Origin of the sequence: Pseudomonas sp. B21128, assembly GCF_044218865.1 — a bacterium.
Classification (GTDB): Bacteria; Pseudomonadota; Gammaproteobacteria; order Pseudomonadales; family Pseudomonadaceae; genus Aquipseudomonas; species Aquipseudomonas iridis.
The window spans coordinates 4,076,964-4,101,010 of sequence record NZ_CP162590.1 but is presented as its reverse complement, the minus strand read 5'-3'; the positions used below and the strand labels follow the sequence as shown (position 1 = coordinate 4,101,010).

The following is a 24,047-nucleotide window of genomic DNA, read 5'->3' as shown; positions in this document are numbered from 1 at the left end:
GCCCGCCTCCCCTCACCCCAGCCCTCTCCCAGAGGGAGAGGGGGCTGACCGAGGTGTCTTGCGTTTTACATCGACCTGTAAAAACCAGTCGATTATGGATTCAGCACAGCGCGTTCAATTTGGTATTTCCTGAGCATCCAAAATCGTTGCCCTCACCCCAGCCCTCTCCCCGAGGGAGAGGGGGTTGACCGAGGTGTCTTGCGTTTTATATCGACCTGTAAAAACCAGTCGATTATGGATTCAGCACAGCGCGTTCAAATTTGGTATTTCCTGGGCATCCAAAATCGTTGCCCTCACCCCAGCCCTCTCCCCGAGGGAGAGGGGGCTGACCGAGGTGTCTTGCGTTTTACATCGACCTGAGAAAAACAGTCGATTATGGATTCAGCACAGCGCGTTCACGTCGGTGTACCTCTGAAGCATCCCCCGATCAGTCCCCTCTCCCTGCGGGAGAGGGTTAGGGTGAGGGGCCGCTCTCACGTCATGCACATCAACGTCGGGCCACACCAAACGCCTCATCCACCCGCGCCAGATCCTGCTCGTTCAACGTGCCGGCGTAGTAATGCAATTTGGTCCACGCCATCAAATAGTCATACCGCGCCTGCGCCAGATCGCGGCGGGTGGTGAACAGTTGCTGCTCGGCGTTCAACGCGTCGAGGTTGGTGCGTTCACCGCCGAGGATGCTTTGCTTGGTCGACACCACCAACGCTTCCGCCGAACTCAGCGCCTTTTGATAGGCGCGCAATTTATTCACCCCCGACAGGCAGGCGCTGAACTGGCGACGCAGTTCGATCAGTGTCTCGCGGGTCTTGCCGTCCAGTTCGTACTCGGCCTGTTCCATGGTGCGGCTGGCCTGACGGGTGGAGGCCGACACGCCGCCACCTGCGTACAACGGCACGCTCACTTCGAGACCAATCGTGTTGGTTTCGTAACGCTGGTTGTAGGTGTTGCCGCTTTCCGATTCATTCTGGCGCATCGAGGCGTACGCATTGATTTTCGGCAAGTGCCCGGCGCGGTTGCGTTCGACCTCGTAGCGCGCCACTTCCACAGCCTGGCGTTGCGAGGCCAGGTTCGGGTTATTACTGACCGCCATTTCATGCCAGGTATCGAAATTGGCTGGCTGCAGTACGAAGGTCTGGAAGTTCTGATCCAGCGGCGCCAGATCACCGATATCCACGGCCGGCACGCCGACCAGTGCGCCCAGTTCGCGCAGCGCCGCGTCCTGTTCGTTGCGTGCCTCGATCTCCTCGGCGGTCGCCAGCTCATAACGCGACTCGGCTTCAAGAATGTCGGTGCGCGTGCCTTCACCCTGCTTGAACATGTGTTCGTTTTGCTGGAACTGCTGCTCGTAAGCCTTCTTCTTCGCCTGCGCAATATCGATCTGGTCTTGGGCAAACAAGGCTTTGGTGTAGTTATCCAGCACGCGCACCAGCAATTCCTGGCTCTTGCCGCGAAAGCTTTCGTCGGCAAACAGCGACTGCGCCACGCCCTTGCGATACGCCGCATAGGCTTCGTAATCGAGCAAAGGTTGTTGCAGGGTCAGGGCCGAGCCGTAACTGCTGTAATTGCGGTCATCGGTTTTATTGCGCGCCCGCTCATCAAGGGACGTGGCCTTCGACGAGTTGCGGCCCTTGTTGTAGGTGTAACCGATACGCGGCAGCAGCCCGGCACGGCCAATGGCGCGATTTTCCAGGCCTGCATCTCGCTCCTTGATCGCGCCGAGGAACACCGGGTCATTGCGCAACGCCTGTTCGTAGATCTCAAACGGCCCCATGGCCGCTACGACTGAGTGACTCGCGAACAGCGTCAGTGCAGCCGCGAGCATGCAAATCTTATTCATACAGCTGAACATCCTTATTCTTCGGTCAACGCAGAGTTGGCCCGGTCGAGCAGCGGTTTGAACAGGTAGTTGAGGAGCGAACGCTCCCCGGTGCGCACAAACATTTCTGCCGGCATGCCCGGTTTGATCACCAGGCCGTGAAGTTTTTCCATGGCCTGATCGCTGACGCTGCTGCGCAACACGTAGTACGGCACGCCGGTTTTTTCATCGACCATCTGGTCGGCGGAAATCAGGCTGACTTCACCCGGCACACGCGGGGTTTTGCTCTGGTTGAACGCGGTAAACAGGATATCCACCGGCAGATGCGGCCCGACCTTGTCGATCAGATTGATCGGCAGGTGCCCTTCCACTTCTAGGGTGGTGCCTTGCGGAACGATCTCCAGCAGGGTTTCGCCCTGACGCACCACGGCGCCCTCGGTGTGAACGCCTAGATTGACCGCCACGCCATCGGCGGTGGCGACAATCTCGCTGTGTTGCAGGTCGAAACCGGCGGAGGTCAGTTGCTCCGACAGCGTGACGCTTTTGAGCTGCGCCTCGGCCAGTTGCGTACGGACTTCCTTCTGATATTCCTCGCTGTGCTGCTGCAGTTTCAGGCGCGACTCAAGAATGCCCTGCTCGACACGCCCGCTTTCACCGGTGTTTTCCGCCAGTTGCTGCTGGACCTGCGAGAGTTGGCGCTGATATTCCATCAAGCGGTTGCGCGGGATGTAGCCGTTGTCGGCCAGCGGTTGCAGGTTGCTCAACTGTTGTTGCAGCGAGTCGGCCTGGGCATTGAGGTCGGTGCGCGCGCGGCGCATGCCGGCCAGTTGTGCGGTGGCGCCTTCGATGCTGGCGCGCAAGCCGGCCTGCTCGCGATAGAACGCTTCGCGGCGGCTGCTGAACAACTGGCGCTGACCTTCCAGCACCAACGCCAGGCGCGGGTCCGGGTCATTGCTCAACTCAGCGGGAAAGGTCACTTGCTTGAGGTTGTCGCGCTCGGCCTGCCAACGCGCCAGACTCGCCCATGCCATGCGGTATTGCGCCTGCAACGATTGCACATCGGCAGCGACTTGCGTCTGGTCGAGGCGGAACAGTGGCTGGCCCTGCTTAACGATCTCGCCTTCGCGTACCAGAATCCGGCTGACCACCCCGCTGCTCATCGACTGCACGGCTTTGCGTTTACCCGACACGACCACCGTGCCTTGCACCGGAATGCCTTGATCCAGCGGCGCCAATGCCGCCCAGGTGAAGAAGCTGCCCGCGCCGACAATCGCCAGAATCCAGCCCATGCGTGCGAAGAATTTCGCGTCACGTTCCGGACGTTCAGCGATGTACGCGTGCTCCATGCTCGCTTCGTTTTCAGTGTTCATGTTTGCGCTGCTCATACACCCGAATTCCTTGTCGTGGGCTGATACTGCCGGCTCATGCTGAGCCCGCCCGGTGCTTGTGCAGGTTTCTCGCGTGGTTGTTCATTGGCAGCGCCGGACAGCGCCTTGAGCACGTCCTGACTCGGGCCGAAGGCCTGCAGACGACCTTCGTTGAGCACCAGCAGTTTGTCAGCCTGAACCAGCACCGAAGAGCGGTGTGTCACCAGCACCACTGTGGTGCCCTGGGCCTTGAGTTGCGCAATCGCGCTGGCCAACGCCGCTTCGCCCACGGTGTCGAGGTTGGAGTTGGGCTCATCCAGCACCACCAGGCTTGGTGTCCCGTACATGGCGCGGGCCAAGGCCACGCGCTGTTTCTGGCCGCCAGACAAACCACTGCCGTCCTCACCCAATTGCGTGTCGTAACCTTGCGGCAGGCGCAGGATCATTTCGTGGACGCCAGCCTGCTGCGCGGCTGCCACGACTTTCTGCGCATCAGCCTCGCTGAAGCGCGCAATGTTTTCCGCGATGCTGCCGCTGAACAGTTCGATGTCTTGCGGCAGGTAGCCGATGTAAGGGCCGAGTTGATCGCGATTCCAGCGATGGATGTCCGCACCGTCCAGTCGCACCGTGCCACCGAGGGTCGGCCAGACACCGACCAGCACTCGGGCCAGGGTCGATTTGCCGGAACCGGACGCGCCGAGCACACCCAGCACTTCACCTGCGCCCAGATTGAAATTGACCATGTGCAAGGTCGCAGCGCGTTGCCCCGGTGGGCCGGCACTGACTTGCTCGAAGGTGATCTGGCCTTTCGGCGCTGGCAGGGCCATCGCGTCATCACTTGGCGGGAAGGCTTGCAGCAACGCATCGAGACGACGGTAAGCCAGCTTCGCCCCGCTCCACTGCTTCCAGACGGCGATCAACTGGTCGATCGGACTGAGTACGCGGCCCATCAGAATGGAGCCGGCGATCATCATGCCGGCCGTCATGTCACCTTTGATCACCAGTAACGCGCCGAGCCCCAGCACCAGCGATTGCAGGCACAGACGCAGGGTTTTGCTCAGAGAGCTGATCACCGCGCCGGTGTCGCTGGCCTGATTCTGCAAACCAAGAAAGCGCGAATGCACATGGAACCAGCGTTTACGCAAGGAACCGAGCATGCCCATCGCCTGAATGGTTTCGGCGTTGTGCAGGTGGCTGGTGGCCAACTGGCTGGATTGCTGCGAGAAACCGGCGGCTTCGCCCAGCGGCTTTTTGGTCATGTATTCGTTGAGGCACGCCAAGGCGATCAGCAACAGCGCACCGGCGGTGGCCAGTACGCCGAGCCAGACGTTGAACAGGTAAATCACGAACAGATACACCGGAAACCACGGCGCATCGAAAAAAGCGAACAGCGCCGGGCCAGTGACGAATTGACGAATGTGGGTCAAGTCGCCCAGCGACTGCCCGGCATTGCCCTCGCCCTTGAACAGGTTGCGTTCGAACGCCGCCTGGTACACCCGCAGGTTGAAGCGGCGCTCCAGTTGGCTGCCGATACGGATCACGATGAAACTGCGCACCACTTCCAGCAGGCCGATAAAGACAAAGAAGCCGACAACCATCAGGGACAGCATCGCCAGGGTGGTTTCGTTCTGTGAAGACAGCACCCGGTCATAGACCTGAAGCATATAAATGGAGGGCACCAGCATCAGCACGTTAATCAGTGCCGTAAAGCAACCGACGCTGATCAGGATGCTTTTATAGTCACCCAATGCCTTGAACAAGGGAGCGGTGGCTGGGGCCTTCGCCATCTTCATTGATTATTCCTGAGGTCTAACTCTCGCCAGTCTTTCGGCGAGACTTCAAATTGATTATCCGCGCAACGCGGGAACATATTTCAAGCGGTGCGCTTACAAATTCATAACAACTAACGCTATTTAATACAGTGCAGTTGTCATTCAACATACCGCTTATAACCTGACAGTGACGCCTTATATCAACACTTTGTCTTTCAATAGATCTTTACGACTGTTGCGCTACGCGCTCCAGGGTAATTTTCAATCCTGACTTCAAAGTCGCCAGATAAAGCCCGTCACGTTGTCGGCTAAAAAACTGGATTCTTGAACCCTCCTTGCCCGTGATCGAAATACCGTCCGGTTCGGGAAACCAGCCAATCGGTGCCTCTTCGAGCCATGCCCCCAGGCAGTCGGCGCCTTTACCAATCGTCTGGTTGGATTGCAAGTCGACGGCGCAGGTATTCGACGGTTTGTCCTGCAGTTTTTGCGCTTCAGCGCTGTCATCGCGGGCGCTCAGCGTCGCTTGCCACTGCCCGGCAAATACCGAGGGTTCTTCGAGCCTGAGGCTGCTTGCCATGCTTGTTGCTCCTGAAATCATCATCAGCGTCGCCATCAGCCACGCCACCGTCATGTAGGTAAAAACGTTTCGACTCATAGGAAATTTCACCCCGGTGCGTAGCCTTGCCTACAGGGCAAGACGATGCAAGCGAAGAAAGCGGCGCATCACGCGCCGCCCTCTTGTTTCACATCAAGCCACGATGTCGCTGATGGCCGCCTGGCCAACGGTGCTGACCTGGAAGTCGGCCGCGCCGAACCCGGAGAAGTCCACCGAGAGCAGGCTGTTACCGCCCGACGAGGTCAATACCGCATCGCCCGCCGCACCGGTGAAGGCGCTGACGAAATGCAGGCCCGCGCCCTTGGTGATGCCGGTCAGGTCGATTTTGTCCAGACCACTGACGAAATCGAGGATCTGATCGATCGCACCCGGTTTGGAATCCGAACTGGCCGCGAACACAAACGTGTCCGAACCCGCGCCACCCCACAGCTTGTCGGCACCGCCAGCCCCGTAGAGGATGTCGTTGCCGGCACCGCCCTTGAGCTCGTTGGCCACACTGTTGCCAATCAGCAGGTCGCTGCCCGAACCGCCGATGGCGTTCTCGATGATCGCGCCCTTGGCGATGGACACGTTGCCAACCATACCGCCAACGTCGGAGAACGAGGCACTATTGAGGTTGATCTTCTGGTTTTGGGTGAACCCCGAGAAGTCCAGCGTATCTTTGCCGCCCGCATCCCAGACCGAGAACACCACTTTGTCACTCGACGACGAAGCGCTGAGGAAATCACGACCGGTGTTGGAGTTGAAACCGTAGGTGGTGTCACCGGTACGCGTGGTGGTGTTGGCGCCGTAGAGTTTCTGGATCGCTGCGATGTCATCCATCAGCGGGCCGGAGGCATAGGCTTCCACGCCACCCTTGCTGAAGTTCTGGCTGGTGTTGCTCTCGCTCCAGTAACTCATGATGCTGTAGCCGCGGGTGTCTTGCCCGTAGGAAGCATCGTTATAGGTCGGGTTGCCATTACCGGCGTTGTAGTCGCCAGGGTGGGCCAGACCGAGGCTATGACCGATCTCGTGAGTCAGGGTCTGACGACCGTAGTTGTTCAGATCCGGATTCTTGTTTTGCGTGTAGCCACTGTTGATCAGGTACCACGAAGTGCCGTCGTAACCGGCGCCGGTGCCTGGCAGATAAGCGAACGCTGCAGCGCCATCCTGGCCACCGCTGTAGTTACCGAAGGTCATGTGACCGTCACCACCCGTCGCTTTTTCGGTGAAGGTGACATTGGCCACATCGGCCCAGGATTGCATGGCGAGCTTGGCCTGGTTTTGTTGTTGTGCACTGAACTGACTGAACCCGGAGATCCCGTGCTTGTTCATCGTGCTCGATGAAGCCGAAGTCAGGAACGTGTAGGTGAGTTCGATCTTGCCGCTGCCGTCCTTGTCCTGGTAGGCAGCGCCGTCGCGCAGCAACTGGGTGGCGGCCTGGTCGACGGAGAAGGAGGGTTTGCCGTTGACCGTGAGGTTGCCGCCGCGATCGTATTGATGGCTGAAACTATTGATCTGATTCCAGGCAGAGCTGGATGCTGCGAGTGACTGCACAGCCCCTACAGGTTGGAAAGCCTGTTCGGCGGTATCAATAGCGTTCTTTTTAACTTTCGACATAAACACACTTCCTTGTTAAGCAATGGAACAGTTTTTGTCCGATAGCGACAATCTCTGGCGAGATCGTCCTATCACTCGCCCAATGATGGCGAAAGAAAACTGACACAATTTGAAATCTGACGTAAAGCATTTTTTTGAATTCAAATCGAGCTATTCCGGGAAGCTCCCGTAAACAAAGCATGTGCGGTCGAAAGAATGTTTCAGATGGCTGGTTTCAGCCTAATTGTCTGACGATTTTCTATTTAATTATTAAATAAGGCTAAGTTGTTTTTTGTCGAAGGCGTCTCACTTTTTCCTTGTATTAGTGCAAGTGCCAGTGCATTGATATCACCCAACTTATATCCGCAGAAATCCCTGTGGGAGCGAGCTTGCTCGCGAAGGCGCCGGATCATTCAGCCCATTACTGTCTGAAAGGACGCTTTCGCGAGCAAGCTCGCTCCCACAGGGGTTGTGTGTAAGAAAGTGCCTTAGCTACCGGTTCGAATCTTGTTCCAGATCCGAGTACGAATCCGGTCGATGTTCATCGGCATGGCCTCCAGCGCGAACAACCTGCCCAACATCTCCGGGGTCGGATACACCTTGGTGTCGTTCTTGATTGCCGGGTCGATCAGGCTGTCGGCCTGCTCATTGCCGTTGGCGTAGTGCACCGAGTTGCTGATGTCAGCCATCACGTCCGGGCGCAACAGGTAGTTCATGAAGGCGTAGCCGGCCTTCTCGTCCGGTGCGTCTTTGGGCATCGAGACCATGTCGAACCAGATGGGCGAACCTTCCTTGGGAACCGAATAGCCGATCTCGATGCCGTTCTTCGCCTCTTTGGCGCGGCTCTCGGCTTGCAGGATGTCGCCGGAGAAACCAACCGCCACGCAAATATCACCGTTGGCCAGGTCGCTGGTGTACTTCGAGGAATGGAAATAGCTGACGTACGGCCGCACTTTCATCAGCAGCGCTTCGGCTTTCTTGTAGTCCTCGGGGTTCTTGCTGTGATGCGGCAAGCCCAGGTAATTGAGGGCCGCCGGGAGCAATTCCGGGCCGTTGTCGAGAATCGCGACGCCGCACTTCTGCAGTTTTTCCATGTACTCGGGCTTGAAGATCAGGTCCCAGGAATCGACCGGTGCGTCGTCACCCAACACCGCTTTGATCTTGGCAACGTTGTAACCGATGCCGGTGCTGCCCCACAGATACGGAAAGCCGTGCTCGTTGCCCGGATCGTTGGTCTGCAGGGCCTTGAGCAACACCGGATTGAGGTTTTTCCAGTTCGGCAACTGGCTCTTGTCGAGCTTCTTCAACGCGCCGCCTTGAATCTGTCGGGCCATGAAGTGGTTGGACGGAAACACCACGTCGTAACCGGAGTTGCCGGTCATCAATTTGCCATCGAGGGTTTCGTTGCTGTCGTAGACGTCATAAATGACGTCAATGCCGGTCTCTTTCTGGAAGTTTTTCGTGGTATCCGGCGCGATGTAGCTGGACCAGTTGTAAACCTTGACCGTCTCGGCGGCGTGACTGATGGAGGCAACCAGCAACAGCGGCGCCAGAGTGAGGGTTTTCCGGATCATGGGTCGATTCCTGTAGAGGCTATTGTTGTTTGGCAGGCAATCTCAAGCAATCAGAAAATCAGCACGTAGGTCTTGCGCACGGTTTCCTGGATATCCCAGATACCGAGCGTGTTGGCCGGCAACATCAATGCGTCGCCACCTTGTATGTGCAGGGTTTCGCCACCGTCGTCCGGGGTGAACGTGCAACGCCCGGAAATGAAATGGCAGAACTCCTGCGCGGTGATCTGCCGGCGCCAACGGCCGGGGGTGCACTCCCAAACGCCGGTTTCGACACCATCGTCGCGCTCGACGCTGGTGGTTGAGGCAATGGCTATCGGCTCGCCAAGCGGCACAGCGACCGGGTTGGATTCATCGAGTTGTAACGTGGCGGTGTTTTTGAACTGGGTGATGCTCATGGCGTTACCTGTCTTGTGAATAAACATCTGTCAGTGCATGAAACCTTCCATGAACCCGGCCACCTGGCTGGCGAGTTTGCGCCGCCATGGCGCCGTCGCCGGGTTGGCGAGGGTCTGGTCTTCGTGGACGAAGCTTTTGATGATCGCGTTGTAGCCAAGCCAGCGGCACGGCTCCGGCTCCCAGGCCCGCAGCGCATGAATCCCGCCATCCGGCAGCACCCACGGCTGGTGAACCAGTTCGCTGTCGCGCTCAAGGATCAGATCGGCCAGAGTGCGGCCGCCGAGGTTGCTGGCACCGACGCCCTCCCCGCCATAACCACCGGCCAACGCAATGCCGTTGGCCCGATCGCACAGCATGTGCGGCTTGAAGTGGCGGGACATGCCGAGGTTGCCGCCCCAGGCGTGGGTGATCTGGACATTTTTCAGTTGCGGGAACAGCTCTCCGAACAGATAACGACGCAGCTCGACTTCATCGCGGGTCAGGTCAAAGTTGTGGCGCAGCTTGCCGGCGAATTGATAACCACCGCGGGCGCCGAAAATCAGACGGTTGTCGGCACTGCGCTGGCCATAGGTGACCTGGCGACTGAATTCGCTGAACGCCTGACCGCGACTGAGGCCGATCTCGTCCCACGTAGCGGCGGACAGCGGTTCAGTGGCGACGATCATGCTTTGCACCGGCAATTGGTAGCGACCCAGCGGTGGCAATGTCACCGAATAACCTTCCACCGCCGGCACGGTCCAGCGACTGCGCACACTGGCTTTGGCTGTGCGCAAACTGCCCGACTGCCAATGCGTAACGGGACTGTTCTCGTAAATCTTCACGCCCATGCCTTGCACGGTGCGCGCCAGGCTGCGCACCAGTTTGGCCGGGTGAATGGTCGCGACATGCGGGGCGTAGATGCCACCGTAAGGTTTGGCGACACGAATCTGCTGCGCCAGTTGCTCAGGGCTGAGCCAGCGGTAATTGTCGTCGGTCAGGCCCTGGGCGTGGAGTTTGGCCAGGTAGTCGCGCAGCGTCGCTTCCTGCTCCGGGTAGCGCGCCGCGCAGTACAGCACGCCGCCCTTGCGGTAATCGCAGTCGATCCCTTCACGTTCGAGGACGACTTCGACTTCGTCGGGGATGCTGTGCAGCAGATCAAACGACGCGCGACGCTGCTCGGGGGACAGACCGGCGAGCAAACGCTCCTCCCCCAGCAGATTTCCCATCAGCCAGCCGCCGTTGCGCCCGGATGCGCCAAACCCGGCGGTTTGCGCCTCGATAATCGCGATGTCCAGGCCCGGTGCGTGCTGCTTCAGGTAGTACGCCGTCCACAGCCCCGTGTAACCGGCGCCGATAATCGCGACGTCGACGTCCAGATCCCGCTCAAGCTCGGGCCGCGCGATCAGCGGCTCGTCGAGTTGATCCATCCACAAACTGATAGTGCGCCACGCCGGCATGCAAGACTCCGCCACTGAAAACCTTCGATGGCGTTGATCCTAGTGCGCGACCTCAGGGAATGTCTTGCGCGCGTGTCCGCAAAGAAATTTGTTTAACGTAAGCCTTGGGCGACACACCGGTGTGTTGCCGGAAACAGCTATAAAACGCCGACAACGAATTGAAACCCGCGGCGAACGCCAACTCATCGATGCGCACTGGCGGCACGGCATCGTCCAGTGACTTGAGCAGATGTTGCAGTCGCGCGTGGTTGACGTAGCGATAGAAACTTTGCCCAAGCACCTGATTAAGCAGGTAGGAAATCTGATTGCGGCTGTACCCGCACTCCTTCGCGACCCGTTGCAGGTCGAGCTCTGGATCCAGGTACGGTTGCTGGCGTTCGAAGTATTGCTGCAGATCGTCGGCCATAAAACTCAATTGACGCGGCGACAGGCCCAGGCGACTGACCGCCGGGCGCTGGCTCTGCGCCGTCGTATTGCCAACCTGTGCACGCACCAACGAAGCGTATTCATTGACACGCCAGATCAGCCCGTCCTTGACCGTGATCGCCTCGCTGGAGCGGAACGACACGAGTCCCTCGCCACCGCGCAGAGTCACTTCGTACTGAATGAACGCAGTATTGCCATCAACGCGAATACGGTCGCAATGCTCAAGGGCTTCGTCAGATTCGCGCGGCATGCTCACACGCACGTATTCGCGCAACTCGTCGAGGCCGAGCACGCGGTTCTGGAAAAAATCGCTGTACTGAATGTCCGGGTGATACAGCGCCATGACGCTGTCCAGGTCGCGGTGTTTCCAGCTCAAGTGATAGCGCATGACCGTGGCGGTCGTGGCTTGGGTTTGTGCGGGGCCGTCGTCGTCGGCGTGCATAAAGAACTCGGCGAAAAAAGAACCGAGCTTGCCCAAGTTAGGCACAGGCATCAATGACTAATCGGTAGTGGCATTTTGGCGATGATCGCGTAGGCCGTGACCTACATCAAAAAAAACGAATCAATCGCAAAATGAACTGAAAATTCTCACAGGAATTTCACATTGAGATGCTACTTTTAATGTCAGTCACTGGTTGAGCCAATGAAGGCTCTTCCCACCTAACATGAGCTAAAGGAAGCGCTCGATGAAGAAGGCGGGCAACACATGAATAATGGGTCTAGCAAAGTCACGTTTCCCAACGCCTGCCAGCTGATGCGCTGGCATTTTCATCCCATGGGTTTCGAGGCAACGATGGATGCGCCGGGCAGCATGATTGCCCGATTGTTCGATCGAGCCAGTGGTGAAACGATGATCGCTATCGCTGGCATCCCGTGCGCAACGGTGATGAACGCGGCAGACGTCGAGCGAATTATCGAGGCTGTGGAGGATGAGCTGGACGCTTTCATACCTCCAGAGTCTCTCAGGAATTACGCATAACCTTCTGATTTACAACAAAAAAGCCCGCATTTAAGCGGGCTTTTTTGTGGGTCAAGCGGTGTGCTTTTCTGCTCGATGATCAGCGAAGAATGGCTTGCCCCTCGCCACTCGGTCAGACGCCTTGGGCATGTTAACCGCTTGCGCTTCCTGCGGCTCGACGTACCAATAACAATGGCTGACAGCGCGGGTAATACCGACGTACGCCAGGCGCAAGATCTCGTCCTTTTGCGCGCTGTCATACGGTTCGCTGTCGCCGCTTTTACCCAATCCGGCCATGCGATAGACCTGATTCTTGTAAGGGGAACTGGTCAGGTGCTGACAGTCACCGAGCAGGAACACGGCATCTGCCTGCAGGCCCTTGGCGCTGTGATACGTCAGTTGCTTCAAGCGACGAGCTTCGTACGGCAAGCTCGAATCAACATTAACTACTGACTGAATATGCTTTTCTATCAATAACTTATCGCTGCTTTTTCGATAAAGCATCAAGATTGAATGACCTTGTCGATAATGCTCTGCAAGGCGTTCGCCCAGCGCCTGATCGTCGCGCTCCAGCACATTGACTGGCTGCAATGACTTGGGCTCGCCGCTCGCATTGGCCTTCTTGCCGGGGATCGCCGGCGCGGCACGGACGATGTGTTCCGCCGCATCGATGATGTGTTGATGACTGCGATAGTTGTCACTGAGCATCACTCGCGTGGTGCTCGGCGACGGGAATTCCTTGTTGAATTCCATGAAGTAACTCGGTGAACTGCCGCGCCAGCCGTATATCGATTGCCAGTCATCCCCTACACAGAGCAGCGAGGAGCGCTGCGCGCCTCGCCCGACGTGCATGGCCGGCCCACGGCTGCGAATCTCCGAGAGGCTCGCGCGAATCCACGAAACGATCTGGGGCGAAACGTCCTGAAACTCATCGATCATCAGGTGCGACATGGGGCGCAGCAGTTCATCGCTGAGCAGTTTGAGGTTTTCCGGCGAGTGCTCGCTAAACAGCGCGAACATGCGGTTGTAGGTCATGATCGGCGGCTTCTGGTCGAGCAAGTGATCTTCCAGGGCGCGCCAGAACAGGCTCAACGCCTCGAAGAAAAACCGGTCGGGGTCATCTTTGGCGAAACTCATGCGGCCAACAGCGTCTGGCACGTCCAGCCCCAGGTTCTCGATAAAACCGGCCGCGGCGACAAAACAGTCGAGCAACGGCGCTGAAGTGAGTTCGCCTTTGACCTTGTAATCGAAGCCCGGCCCAGCACTGGCATCGCCTGCCAATGTCGCCAAAACGCGTTTTGACGACTCGTAACTATCTATCCATATCAATGGTTTACGACAGAAAGCTTGAAACAAGGTGCGCTTTACTGCCCATTCTGCACGTATCGAAAGCTTCGCATTGGGTCGACTCAGCTGGGCGTTTTCCCGGGGATCGAAACCGAGCACGACCCACGCGTCGAGGCTCGGAATATAACCATGGCAGTGGAAGTTAGCGCCGTTGATTTCGAAGGTCTGGCGGTTTGGCTCAATGCCTTGGATAGGCCAGGCACCGGCGCCGAACCAAAGATCTTCGATGGCATCGCACAGTTCTTCATCGCGCCTGGCCGCCAGCTCGGTGACGGCCATACGCTTCTGTACATCAGGGTGATCACGCTCCAGGTCCTTGAGCTGCAAGCCGGCCTTTGCCATCGGCTGAATCAGTTGGCGGAAACGCTCGTCCTGCGTGAACAACCGGTGATAGCAGGCATTGAGCTGCTGGCGCTGCGCGTCGTTGATACGCAGGTCGAACGGATTGCTGTCGACCTCCTCGTCTGCGCCGGGCGCTCGATGACTGAGGTTCTCGAAGGCCTGCAACCGCTCGAAACCCGCCAGGCTGCGCACCATCGGCAGGATTCGCGAGTGGAAGGTTCGCACCAGTTCCCGCGCCTGCTTCAGGCTCAGCGCCCGCCCCCACAGCGCAAACAGCTCGATCAGCTTGTTGATGAAGTCCTTGCGCGATTCGCGGGTGAAGGTCACTACAGTCATTGAATCGAGTTCGAAGCCCAGATAGTGAGTCAACAGCAGAATGCGCAGGACCAGCGTGGTCGACTTGCCCGCACCGGCGCCAGCCACCACGGAAGTCGAAGGCGTATCGCTGAAAATCATCTTCCACTGCGCAGTGCTCGGCTGAGCGTGTGCGGGAAGTAAACGCGTTACATCGGCCTTCATGCGCTTCTTCAGCTCAGCCGTGAGCGGCAGGCGCCAGTCGTCGAACAGGTGATTGTCCACGCTTGGCGGACGATGCTCGGGGTTGCGGCTGTCGCGGATCAGCAACACTTGCCGACCTTCTTCAAACCCCTCGAGCTTGCCCTCTTTATACCCGTACTCGACACCCGCGGTGTGACCGCTACGAAAGCCATCCGCCTGACCATGCAGCCACGACGCACGGTGTTGCGCGCGCAAACGCGTCAAACCGTGGCCGAAAAAACGTGCGGCCATACGTTTGAACCACGGCATCTCGGCCAATGGGCGAAGTTCGGGAGGGAGATCGGGGGTGTGTTGCGCCACGCTGACGGGCTCCAGTAAGTAGGCTATTGAGGCTATGGTGTCTTTATTTAACGCTGGGTTCTAGCGAAATGCTTACGCTTCATTGGTTTAGGCGATGAACTGAAGGTGGGATGAGACATTTTCGAGCCTATTTGGATCGACTTATTCGATCTTAATGCCGCATTTTTTACGCTTTTTATCGATACGTGGCTGATAGATGATCGCCGTCATAAACCACCGGTCTTGGGCCGGGCGCGGCTACTGCGCCGCGTCATTAACCTTTGAGGAGACGATCATGCTGGAACTCAGACCTTTCAACACACTGGGCGCCGCCCATCATGGCTGGTTGGATGCCCATCACCATTTTTCGTTCGCCGAGTACTACGACCCACATCGCATGAGCTGGGGCAATCTGCGGGTGTGGAACGATGACGTCATCGCCGCCGGCAGCGGTTTCCCGCAGCACCCGCACCGCGACATGGAGATCATCACCTACGTGCGCGAAGGTGCGATTACCCATCAGGACAACCTGGGCAACAAGGGCCGAACCGAGGCAGGCGACGTGCAAGTCATGAGTGCCGGCACGGGCATCGCGCACAGTGAATACAACCTGGAAGCCGAGGACGCCAAAATCTTCCAGATCTGGATCCTGCCCACCGAAACCGGCGCCCCGCCGTCCTGGGGTGCGAAACCCTTTCCCAAAGGCCAGCGTGAAGGGTTTGTGACCCTTGCCAGCGGCAAGGATGGCGATGATCAGAGCCTGCGTATCCGGGGCGATGCACGCTTGGTGGCAGCGAACATCAAGGCTGGGGAAACGGCGGAATATCGTCTCGACGAAGGACGCCGCGCTTATCTGGTGCCGGCTACGGGTGTGATTGAAGTCAATGGGTTGCGTGCACACGCTAGAGACGGTGTGGCGGTTGCGCATGAGCAGGTGCTGACCGTTACCGCGATTGAAGACAGTGAGATTGTGCTGGTAGATCTGGCTTGATCGCCTGAGTGCAGGCAAAAAAAGGGGCAACCGCAATGGTTGCCCTTTTTTTGGCTCGGTAGCCCTGACTTCAGCTTATTTGCTGGAAATGGCGCCATCCACCAGCGTTTGCGCTTCAACCACCAATTGCTTGAGGTGCTCGTCGCTGATGAAGCTCTCCGCGTAGATCTTGTAGATGTCTTCGGTGCCTGACGGACGTGCCGCGAACCAGCCGTTCTCGGTCATTACCTTCAAGCCGCCGATCGCCTGATCATTGCCCGGTGCGTGACTGAGAATGCTTTGAATCTTCTCGCCCGCCAATTCGGTCGAAGTGACTTGCTCCGGTGACAGCTTGCTCAGCAGGGCTTTCTGTTCCGGGTTGGCCTTGGCGTCTACGCGTATCGAGAACGGCTCCCCGAGTTCATCGGTCAGCGCGTTATAGGCCTGGCTAGGGTCGCGACCGGTGCGAGCGGTCATTTCTGCCGCGAGCAGTGCCGGGATCAGACCATCCTTGTCGGTGCTCCATACACCGCCGTCCTTGCGCAGGAACGATGCACCGGCGCTCTCCTCGCCGCCAAAACCCAGCGAACCGTCGAACAAGCCGTCCGCAAACCATTTGAAACCGACCGGCACTTCGTAGAGACGACGCCCCAGACGCTTGGCCACACGATCGATCAGACCGCTACTGACCACGGTTTTACCCACGCCAGCATCGGCACGCCACTGCGGACGGTTCTGGAACAGATAATCGATGGACACCGCCAGATAGTTGTTCGGCGCGAGCAAGCCACCGGAAGGGGTCACGATGCCGTGGCGATCGTGATCCGGGTCGCAGGCAAACGCCACGTCGAAACGCTCCTTCAGACCGATCAAGCCTTGCATCGCATGACTCGATGATGGGTCCATGCGAATCTGGCCGTCCCAATCGACGGTCATGAAACGGAAGGTTGGATCAACTTGCTTGTTCACCACGTCCAGATCCAGACGGTAATGCTCGGCAATCGCCGACCAGTAGCGCACCCCAGCACCGCCCAGCGGATCGACACCCAAATGCAGTTTGGCATCACGGATGGCATCGAAATCGATCACGTTGATCAGATCGGCAACGTAGGTATTCACGTAGTCGTGACGATGGGTGGTGCTGGCCTTGAGCGCCTGCTCGTAACTGATGCGTTTCACGCCAGCCAGTTTGTTGGCCAGCAGCTCGTTGGCCTTGGCTTCGATCCACTTGGTGATGTGGGTGTCTGCCGGGCCGCCGTTGGTTGGGTTGTATTTGTAACCCCCGCTTTGTGGCGGGTTGTGCGACGGCGTGATGACGATGCCGTCGGCCAGGCCCGAAGTACGGCCGCGGTTGTAGCAAAGGATGGCATGGGAAATGGCCGGCGTCGGCGTGTACTCATCGCCTTCGGCGATCATCACGGTCACGCCGTTCGCCGCCAGCACTTCCAGAGCGCTGGCACCTGCGGGAGTCGACAATGCGTGAGTGTCAATGCCGACAAACAGCGGCCCGGTGATCCCTTGCGCCTCGCGATACAGGCAGATCGCCTGACTGATCGCCAGCACGTGCCACTCGTTGAAACTCAGGTCGAAAGAACTGCCCCGATGCCCCGACGTGCCAAACGCCACACGCTGCGTGGAAATGGAAGCGTCAGGCTGGCCGGTGTAATAAGCCGTTACCAGTCGCGGGATATCGACCAACAATTCTGCCGGTGCCGGTTTGCCCGCAAAAGGACTGAGTGTCATGCAAAACCTCTGAAATAGAGTGATTCAGGAATAGAGCGCAGTTTACTGGCAGTTTGACCGTAGTGCGACGGGATCTATCCAGAACACTCCCGATGTTTTTTAACGTTAACCCTCGGGAGCCAGTCGCAATGCGTCGCCCAGCAGCCCGACGACGTTAGCCAGATCGTGGTCACCATGGCTCAACGAGTTCAAACGCAGATGGTGCGCGTGCAATCCCTGCAGGCTGAACAACTCCCCTGGTGCAATAATGATCTGGTGCTTGAGCAGGCGCTGAAAAACATTTCCCATGTCTACCGGACGCAACGAGCTCACCCAGACCGTCGCCCCGCCCTGCGGCTCGACAACCTGCAACGCGTCGCCCAGGCGCTCGCGCAGTAGCTGGATCAACTGCGTCCGGCGCTCCTTTAGCATCCGTCGCAGTACCGACAAATGCTGGTCCAGCCGTCCGCCGCCCAACAATCTTGCAATCGCTTTCTGGCGGATTAGCGACACGCTAAACGCGCGTAACAGGAAATGGCGTTGCAGCTCACTGCGCCAATGGCGCGACAGGACAAAACCGAAAGGCGCCTCTGCACCGATGAATTTCTCGAACGTGGAAAATACCAGCAGGCGATCCGGGTCCAGCCAGTCGCGCAGGCGCTGGGAGTCGATCCCTTCATCGAGTTCGCTGTAGCAGTCGTTTTCCAAAACCCAGGTGCCATGACATCCGAGCAGATGAGCGATGGCTTGCCGATTGGGCACAGATAGCAGGCTGCCGTGGGGCATGCTCAACGCTGAGGACAACAGGATCAATCGCACCGGTTCGTTCTTGAGCAAAGACTCCAGGCGTTGCGGATCAATCACCCCATCAGCAAGTAGCGGCAACTCGATCACGCGCACGTTGGCGCAATCCAGCAGACGCAGGATCACCCAGTCACACGGAGACTCCACCACGACGGTGGCCCCACGCAACTCGAGCACCGAAATCAGGATTTCCAGCACCCCGCGCAAATCGGCGCCGATGTAGACGTCATCGGCATGCCAGCAATTCACCGTCGATGAGGTGTAACGCGCAGCGAGTACGGTGCGTAACTCCAGCTCACCGCAAGGCTGCACCAGTATTTGCGGCTGGCGCGGGTACTGGCGCAGCAGTTCCCGCTCAAGCATTAATAAAGGGCGGTCCAGCGGTTGCAGTGAAGCCGGGTCGTCAGTGCTCAGTACACACATGCCCGGTCGCTTGGCATTGACGTAGACGGTTTCGAGCAGGTCCCTGCCACAACCAGGCACGTCCAGCGCGGGCAATGCTTTCGCGTAATAACCCGACTTGGCGATGGAATAAACCCGACCTTCCTTTTCCAGCAACGAATAGGCGTACTGGACGGTCGAGATCGACACATTCAGTCGATCAGCCAGTTGCCGCAAGGACGGCAAGCGCACTGCCGAGCTGCTCCCTGCTTCCTCGATCAGCAGCGTCAGGTAGCGATAAACAGCCTGATAAACAAAGTCGTTTTCCCGCGACGCTTTCACGAGCCGGCATCCATGGGCTGAGACTCCGAGTTAGACGATTGGCTCACGGTCAGCCTTCCGCCGATCGATCGTTTGTCGGCTCGGCACCCGCCTCCTCCGCAGTGGGGCTATCGCCGCACGCCAGTAACCGAACGGGCCCCATCGAGTAAAGACGCACAATCAATTTGACCGGCAACCCACTGACGTCCGTCATCCACTTCAGCACTTGCTCGGGCGCATGCAGGCCCTGCATTGCCCGATGCAGATCCGGCAATGCCACCAACATGCCGGGATGACAATTGCGCAGAAACCGTTCCAGCCCCGCCCCGCTATCAACAAACGGCGCAAACAGCAGGCACATCAGCTGGATATCGTTCAAATCGAAACCCGCCGAGAGCCAGCCTTCCGCCTGCACGCGCAACTGTCGCGGATCCTGCAGATTGCCGAAATGGGCGAGCATCTGTTCGCAAACCGACTCGGGTACCTGTCTGCGACGCATCGCCACCAGGTTGCTATGCAGGTAGTCGCCGATTCCGGCCTCGTAGGTTCTCCCCTCGATGAATCGCGCCTGCATTCCACGCAGATGCGCCGCGACCAGTGGGTCGGCATACTCATCGTCACTTTGATAAAGACTCAGGTCATCCGCCTGGAAACCGAGAAAGTCACTGAGCAACGGCCAGCGCTCCTCGAGCTTGCCGACGATCATGTCATTGATGTTGATGAACCCGGTGCGCCGACACGCTTCGAACTCACCTTCGGGGCGCCACATGACCCGCTCCTCCTCGGTGTAGAACTCGCGATAGTAATCCCCACCCAGCCCGTCGAGCAGCGGGAACAGCGCTTCAAATCCAGCAGAGGTCATCAGCGGACCGGCGATGGCGGCTTTTTGAACGGCGCGACTCAAGCCGTCGAGGAAGTGCTTCTGGCGGTGTAACGACTCACTGCCGATCATGGCATCGACCCCCTTGTTCCATCGGGCGATCTGACCGTAGTACTCGGCAGTGGCCAGATAAGCGTCGTCCCACAACTCAAGCGCTTCGCTGTAGGTTCTTCGATGGCCCAGCAGCAACAGGTTTAGACGATGGGTCTCGCGCCCCTCTTCGCAAATCGGTGCCTGATGGTCGAATGGCAGGACCTGGCGATGATCCAGCATCAACAGCTCGACCCGGGGATCGTCATAGAGAAACAGCGCGCTGTAGCTGCGGTGCATGTTCTGCAGTGCCGTGTCACTGTTGCCGTTCCAGCGTAAAGTCGCCACCCGCAGTTGAAAGGTCCCGGGCGCACGTCCGGCGATACTCAATTGCGCTGCCCGCAGCAGCGCCAATGTGTAGCAGCTGTCGCGTGAGCCGGTCTGGTTGACCAGTACTTTGAATTGACCGATGTTCTCCATGCCGCCAGCAGCCACAGCCAGACGCTGAATCAGCAACTGCAATGCCGTGCGCTCCGCTCGCGAGAAAAAACTCAGTAAACGTTGCAATACTTGCTGGTAGACATAATTCATTGCCTGATCGTGGATCGTGCTCATCGGTATTTACCCGGTATAAAAAGTTTCATGGCGCGCAGACGAAGTACAACCGGCTGCACGACAATTCATCAATAAGTAATAGACGCTCAGATGCTAACACTTACAATTTCGTAGTTATTTGAAACACTTGACCTGACAAAAACTCTATTTTTGCCGCCATGCGATCTCAAGTAATTGTTTTCTATAATTATTTTTTTCTACTGAATATTCCTAGGAAACTTCCCACAGCGTCCCACGACAAGTGATTACAAGAAAAAGAGAAGGCGTTTCGGAATAGCCCTACAGCATTTAAACAAAGCGTGCCGCGTTTAACGAAACTGAGGCCTATATGTTGAGTTCGACAAATTGAATGCACAGCCATGACTCATTCCTTGAGATGAAAGTAATCATTCAATTATCAGGGCTTACATTGCGATTAGAAGATACAGATCCGGGCCAAAAACCAGTTCAGTTGCTGAACAGGTTCCGGACATGGCACCAGAGGAGGCGCGCTTTGAAGGGGTGTAAACACGAAAGAGTCCGTGGGGGACACGGACTCTATTGCCTGGGTTAAGCCGACTCGATTTGGAGGGCAACCCGTTCGCGGCATGGGCATTCGTCCATGTAGCGATGCGCTTCTACGAACTCGTCAAACGGGAATACCCGGGTCTTGAGCGGTAGCAAAACACGGTCTGCGGTCAACTGGTTGATGTCGCGCAGGGCACGTTGCACGGCGACGTGGTCCTGGGCGATGCCCAACTCCGGCTTGCCGGTGAAGTTGCCGATGCAGTGCACAAAGAACTGGATGTTCTTCTGGAACGCTGCGCAGGCCGGAAACGGCGTCTGGTTCCCACCCTGAAGGCCGTACAGCACAAGGCTGCCACGGGGCGCCAGTACATCGCCAAGCAGCGACATCTGCGGGCCGCCAAGGCCGTCGAAAACCACATCGACGCCGCGGTTGTCGGTGATCTTGTTGATTCGCATCAACAGATCTTCCTCTTCGGTGACAATCACCTTTTCCGCGCCCAGAGACAGCAGGTACTCGCGCTCTCCCGCCTCCTTCGTCGCGGCAATGACCCGCACGCCCATGGCCTTGCCCAGCTGTACAAACGAAGGGCCGGCGCAATGGCTGGCGTCAGTGACCAGGGCAAACTGCCCGGGTTTGACCCGTGCCAGATCGGCGTAGGCGAAATAGGCGATCAGCAGCGGTGTGTAATGCACACTGGCTTCGATCGGGCTGAGCACATCCGGATAACGGGTCAGCGCAGTACGCGGCAGTACGATCGACTCACCGTATACGGGATAGTCGTTCGGACTTTCAGCCGGGAAACTGGCGACCTTGTCACCGACGGACAGGTCTTCGACACCAGCGCCGATCGCCGTGACCACACCGGCCATTTCATGGCCAAGGCCTGATGGCAGACGTGCCTGGGACGACGCCAGGTTCTGGCGCCAGAGCGTGTCGTACCAACTGATGCCGATTGCCTCGACACGCACCTGCACTTCGCCAGGACCTGGCTGAGCGGCCGCATGCTCTTCGCATTTGAGCACCTCGGCCGGACCAAACTTGTGAAAACGGATCGTGCGGGACATCGCAAACCTCGTCAAAGTAACCTCTAATGCCATGAACTCTATCTGGGCTTTTAACCCAAGACTATCAGTGGCTATTAATAGTCGACATGCCTGTCATTGATTCCGCAGCATGGGCGGTATTGGCAAAATCCTTGAAAAACTGCTGCCACCGTCTGAGTAAAGCTGAATTTTCCGGTGCAGAGTACCAGTCTTTCCCCGTAAGATTCATGCCGGCCATTGTTCTCATATGGCCGCCCTCGTCAAGCTTGATGACTCTGCCAGGACTCCAGATGAATCGTAATGACCTGCGTCGTGTCGACCTGAACCTGTTGATCGTATTCGAAACGTTGATGCATGAGCGCAGTGTGACCCGCGCCGCCGAGAAGTTGTTCCTCGGCCAGCCGGCGATCAGTGCGGCGCTCTCGCGCCTGCGCAGCCTGTTCGATGATCCCTTGTTCGTGCGCACCGGCCGGAGCATGGAACCGTCCGCCCGCGCGGTGGAAATCTTCGCCCTGCTCTCGCCTGCCCTCGATTCGATTTCGACCGCCGTCAGCCGTGCGGCAGAATTCGACCCGGCCACCAGTACTTCGGTATTTCGGATCGGGTTGTCGGATGACGTCGAATTCGCTTTGCTGCCGATGCTGCTAAAACGCCTGCGCGCCGAATCACCGGGAATTGTGCTGGTGGTGCGCCGGGTCAACTACATCTTGATGCCGGGCTTGCTGGCTTCCGGCGAAATCTCGATCGGCGTCAGCTACACCACCGACTTGCCGGCCAATGCCAAGCGCAAGGTACTGCGCCGTAGTGCGCCCAAGTTACTGCGCGCCGACACCGTGCCGGGGCCGTTGAGCCTCGACGATTACTGCGCCCGCCCCCACGCCCTGGTGTCGTTCGCTGGCGACCTCAGCGGCTTCATTGATGAAGAACTGGAGAAACTTGGCCGCAAACGCCATGTGGTACTGGCCGTGCCGCAGTTTAATGGTTTGAGCACGCTGCTGGCCGGAACTGACATTGTCGCGACCGTGCCGGACTATGCCGCCGAAGCACTGACGTCAGCGGGCGGCGTTCGCGCAGAAGATCCACCGTTGCCGACGCGCACGTTTGAGCTGCACATGGCGTGGCGTGGCTCGCAGGATAATGATCCCGGCGAGCGTTGGCTGAGGTCGCGGATTCAGATGTTTTTTGGGGATCCGGATAGTCTCTAGGCGTCGTCGGGCTGCCTTTTGTAACTGATCATTCCTGCCTTGTAATAGGCATTAGGGTCGATGCGCTGAATCCGGGGGCCGTCCACGCGCCTGCACCGTTGGAAGCACGCCCCCGTTGCTCAATAGTCACGGGGGCGTGCGTCTTTGGCGGGTTCTGTGGTGTCAGTAGCCCACACCACGAACACCGCCCGAAGCCCGGATGGATTCACCTGTCACCCAGTGCGAATCCCGCGATGCCAGAAACACGGCCAAGGGTGCGATATCTTCCGGCTCACCGAAGCGACCCAGCGGAGTTCCGGCGATGAGCTTTTCACCAAATTCACCGGCAAAATTTCCGTCAGTCGCCGGCGTGTTCGTGTGCCCTGGCAGGATGGAGTTGACCCGGATGCCACGCGCGCCCAGCTCCCTGGCCAGTGCAAAGGTCAAGGTGTCGACCGCGCCCTTGGTCGCCGAGTAAACACTTGAAGCCAAGTAGGGATCGGTGCTGAGAATCGAGCTGATATTGATAATGCTGCCTGTCGGGCCCAGCAGCTTGACGGCCTCGCGTACAGCCAGAAGGTAGCCCAACACGTTCAGATTGAACTGCTTGTGGAAGGCGTCTTCAGTCAGGTCATCGATCATCTGGAACACCGCCACGCCGGCATTGTTAACCAGCACATCCAGGGTTCCGTATTTGATCCGGATCGTTTCAAACAGTCGAACCACATCAGCTGCCTGGCTCATGTCTGCCTGGACAGCAAAGGCGCAACCGCCGGTCTCTGCGATCTGCGCAATGACTGCATCCGCGTCAGACTTGCTGGAGGCGTAGTTGACGATGACTGTTGCGCCCTCTGCGGCCAAAGCCTTGGCGATCCCGGCGCCTATGCCTTTGGACGCACCCGTGACCACCGCTATTTTTCCTTCGAGTTTCATAAACTGACCTTTGATATGACGTGATATGAGGCTTGCTTGCAGTCGGGGCTTGCATGACCGCTGGTGCAACGAGCCGCGTGTCATCAATATTCAGCAATTGAACGATCAGACGTTTGCCGGTTATTCGCTCATCCTTGCCTATTCTTCTCAGCTGGCTTGCCACGCACCTGGATTTAGCTCACGGTGGCAGG

At 58.1% G+C, this 24,047-nt stretch carries 18 protein-coding genes; 3 read left to right on the top strand and 15 right to left on the bottom strand.

Annotation, left to right across the window (positions count from 1 at the left end; genetic code table 11):
• Window positions 1-487: 487 nt before the first annotated feature.
• The 9 genes from AB4P91_RS18305 to AB4P91_RS18265 all read right to left on the bottom strand — a co-directional run bounded on the left by AB4P91_RS18305 (window position 488) and on the right by AB4P91_RS18265 (window position 11,423).
• Entirely contained in the window at window positions 488-1,849 is a 1,362-nt protein-coding gene (locus tag AB4P91_RS18305; RefSeq protein WP_150591906.1) for a TolC family outer membrane protein, read from the bottom strand.
• A gap of 2 nt (window positions 1,850-1,851) precedes the next feature.
• Complete coding sequence (locus tag AB4P91_RS18300) at window positions 1,852-3,201, bottom strand: HlyD family type I secretion periplasmic adaptor subunit (protein WP_150591907.1); 1,350 nt, start codon at window positions 3,199-3,201, stop codon at window positions 1,852-1,854.
• Window positions 3,198-4,976 carry a type I secretion system permease/ATPase gene (locus AB4P91_RS18295; protein WP_395603363.1) on the bottom strand — a complete coding sequence of 593 codons (1,779 nt, stop codon included), beginning with the start codon at window positions 4,974-4,976 and terminating at the stop codon, window positions 3,198-3,200. Before AB4P91_RS18295 ends, AB4P91_RS18300 begins: the two co-directional genes overlap by 4 nt.
• A 205-nt stretch (window positions 4,977-5,181) precedes the next feature.
• Window positions 5,182-5,610, bottom strand: coding sequence for an AprI/Inh family metalloprotease inhibitor (locus AB4P91_RS18290; protein ID WP_395603362.1), 429 nt, complete (start codon window positions 5,608-5,610; stop codon window positions 5,182-5,184).
• Between the two features lie 93 nt (window positions 5,611-5,703).
• Window positions 5,704-7,170 carry a serralysin family metalloprotease gene (locus AB4P91_RS18285; protein WP_150596423.1) on the bottom strand — a complete coding sequence of 489 codons (1,467 nt, stop codon included), beginning with the start codon at window positions 7,168-7,170 and terminating at the stop codon, window positions 5,704-5,706.
• A 467-nt stretch (window positions 7,171-7,637) separates the two neighbouring features.
• On the bottom strand, window positions 7,638-8,723 hold the full coding sequence (locus AB4P91_RS18280; protein WP_150591910.1) for a polyamine ABC transporter substrate-binding protein: 1,086 nt from the start codon (window positions 8,721-8,723) through the stop codon (window positions 7,638-7,640).
• Between the two features lie 50 nt (window positions 8,724-8,773).
• Window positions 8,774-9,118, bottom strand: coding sequence for a cupin domain-containing protein (locus AB4P91_RS18275; protein WP_115148108.1), 345 nt, complete (start codon window positions 9,116-9,118; stop codon window positions 8,774-8,776).
• A gap of 30 nt (window positions 9,119-9,148) precedes the next feature.
• Window positions 9,149-10,555, bottom strand: a complete 1,407-nt coding sequence (locus tag AB4P91_RS18270) for an NAD(P)/FAD-dependent oxidoreductase (protein WP_395603361.1) — start codon at window positions 10,553-10,555, stop codon at window positions 9,149-9,151.
• A 52-nt stretch (window positions 10,556-10,607) separates the two neighbouring features.
• On the bottom strand, window positions 10,608-11,423 hold the full coding sequence (locus tag AB4P91_RS18265; RefSeq protein ID WP_150592569.1) for an AraC family transcriptional regulator: 816 nt from the start codon (window positions 11,421-11,423) through the stop codon (window positions 10,608-10,610).
• A gap of 264 nt (window positions 11,424-11,687) precedes the next feature.
• Between AB4P91_RS18265 and AB4P91_RS18260 the strand changes: the two genes are divergently transcribed.
• A complete protein-coding gene (locus AB4P91_RS18260) occupies window positions 11,688-11,960 on the top strand; it encodes a DUF1652 domain-containing protein (protein WP_042559264.1) in 273 nt (90 codons plus the stop codon).
• A gap of 51 nt (window positions 11,961-12,011) precedes the next feature.
• Here AB4P91_RS18260 and AB4P91_RS18255 read toward each other — a convergent pair whose 3' ends face one another.
• Window positions 12,012-14,486: a UvrD-helicase domain-containing protein gene (locus AB4P91_RS18255; protein ID WP_395603360.1), complete on the bottom strand. Its 2,475-nt coding sequence runs from the start codon at window positions 14,484-14,486 to the stop codon at window positions 12,012-12,014.
• Window positions 14,487-14,760: 274 nt separating this feature from the next.
• Here AB4P91_RS18255 and AB4P91_RS18250 point away from each other — a divergent pair, with 274 nt between their 5' ends.
• Window positions 14,761-15,456 (top strand): pirin family protein, encoded by a 696-nt coding sequence (locus AB4P91_RS18250; protein ID WP_150687265.1) that lies wholly within the window; start codon window positions 14,761-14,763, stop codon window positions 15,454-15,456.
• Between the two features lie 75 nt (window positions 15,457-15,531).
• On the opposite strand, the gene pgm is transcribed toward AB4P91_RS18250, so the two are convergent.
• From pgm to AB4P91_RS18230, 4 genes are all read right to left on the bottom strand, one after another.
• On the bottom strand, window positions 15,532-17,178 hold the full coding sequence (gene pgm / locus AB4P91_RS18245; protein WP_150687264.1) for a phosphoglucomutase (alpha-D-glucose-1,6-bisphosphate-dependent): 1,647 nt from the start codon (window positions 17,176-17,178) through the stop codon (window positions 15,532-15,534).
• 105 nt (window positions 17,179-17,283) lie between these two features.
• Window positions 17,284-18,684 carry a PLP-dependent aminotransferase family protein gene (locus tag AB4P91_RS18240; protein WP_150591916.1) on the bottom strand — a complete coding sequence of 467 codons (1,401 nt, stop codon included), beginning with the start codon at window positions 18,682-18,684 and terminating at the stop codon, window positions 17,284-17,286.
• Between the two features lie 49 nt (window positions 18,685-18,733).
• Window positions 18,734-20,188: a hypothetical protein gene (locus AB4P91_RS18235; protein WP_395603359.1), complete on the bottom strand. Its 1,455-nt coding sequence runs from the start codon at window positions 20,186-20,188 to the stop codon at window positions 18,734-18,736.
• A 549-nt stretch (window positions 20,189-20,737) separates the two neighbouring features.
• Window positions 20,738-21,760: a zinc-dependent alcohol dehydrogenase family protein gene (locus AB4P91_RS18230; RefSeq protein WP_150591918.1), complete on the bottom strand. Its 1,023-nt coding sequence runs from the start codon at window positions 21,758-21,760 to the stop codon at window positions 20,738-20,740.
• 269 nt (window positions 21,761-22,029) lie between these two features.
• Here AB4P91_RS18230 and AB4P91_RS18225 point away from each other — a divergent pair, with 269 nt between their 5' ends.
• A complete protein-coding gene (locus AB4P91_RS18225; RefSeq protein WP_042559271.1) occupies window positions 22,030-22,944 on the top strand; it encodes a LysR family transcriptional regulator in 915 nt (304 codons plus the stop codon).
• Window positions 22,945-23,106: 162 nt separating this feature from the next.
• On the opposite strand, the gene AB4P91_RS18220 is transcribed toward AB4P91_RS18225, so the two are convergent.
• Entirely contained in the window at window positions 23,107-23,856 is a 750-nt protein-coding gene (locus tag AB4P91_RS18220; RefSeq protein ID WP_150591919.1) for an SDR family NAD(P)-dependent oxidoreductase, read from the bottom strand.
• Window positions 23,857-24,047: the final 191 nt, after the last annotated feature.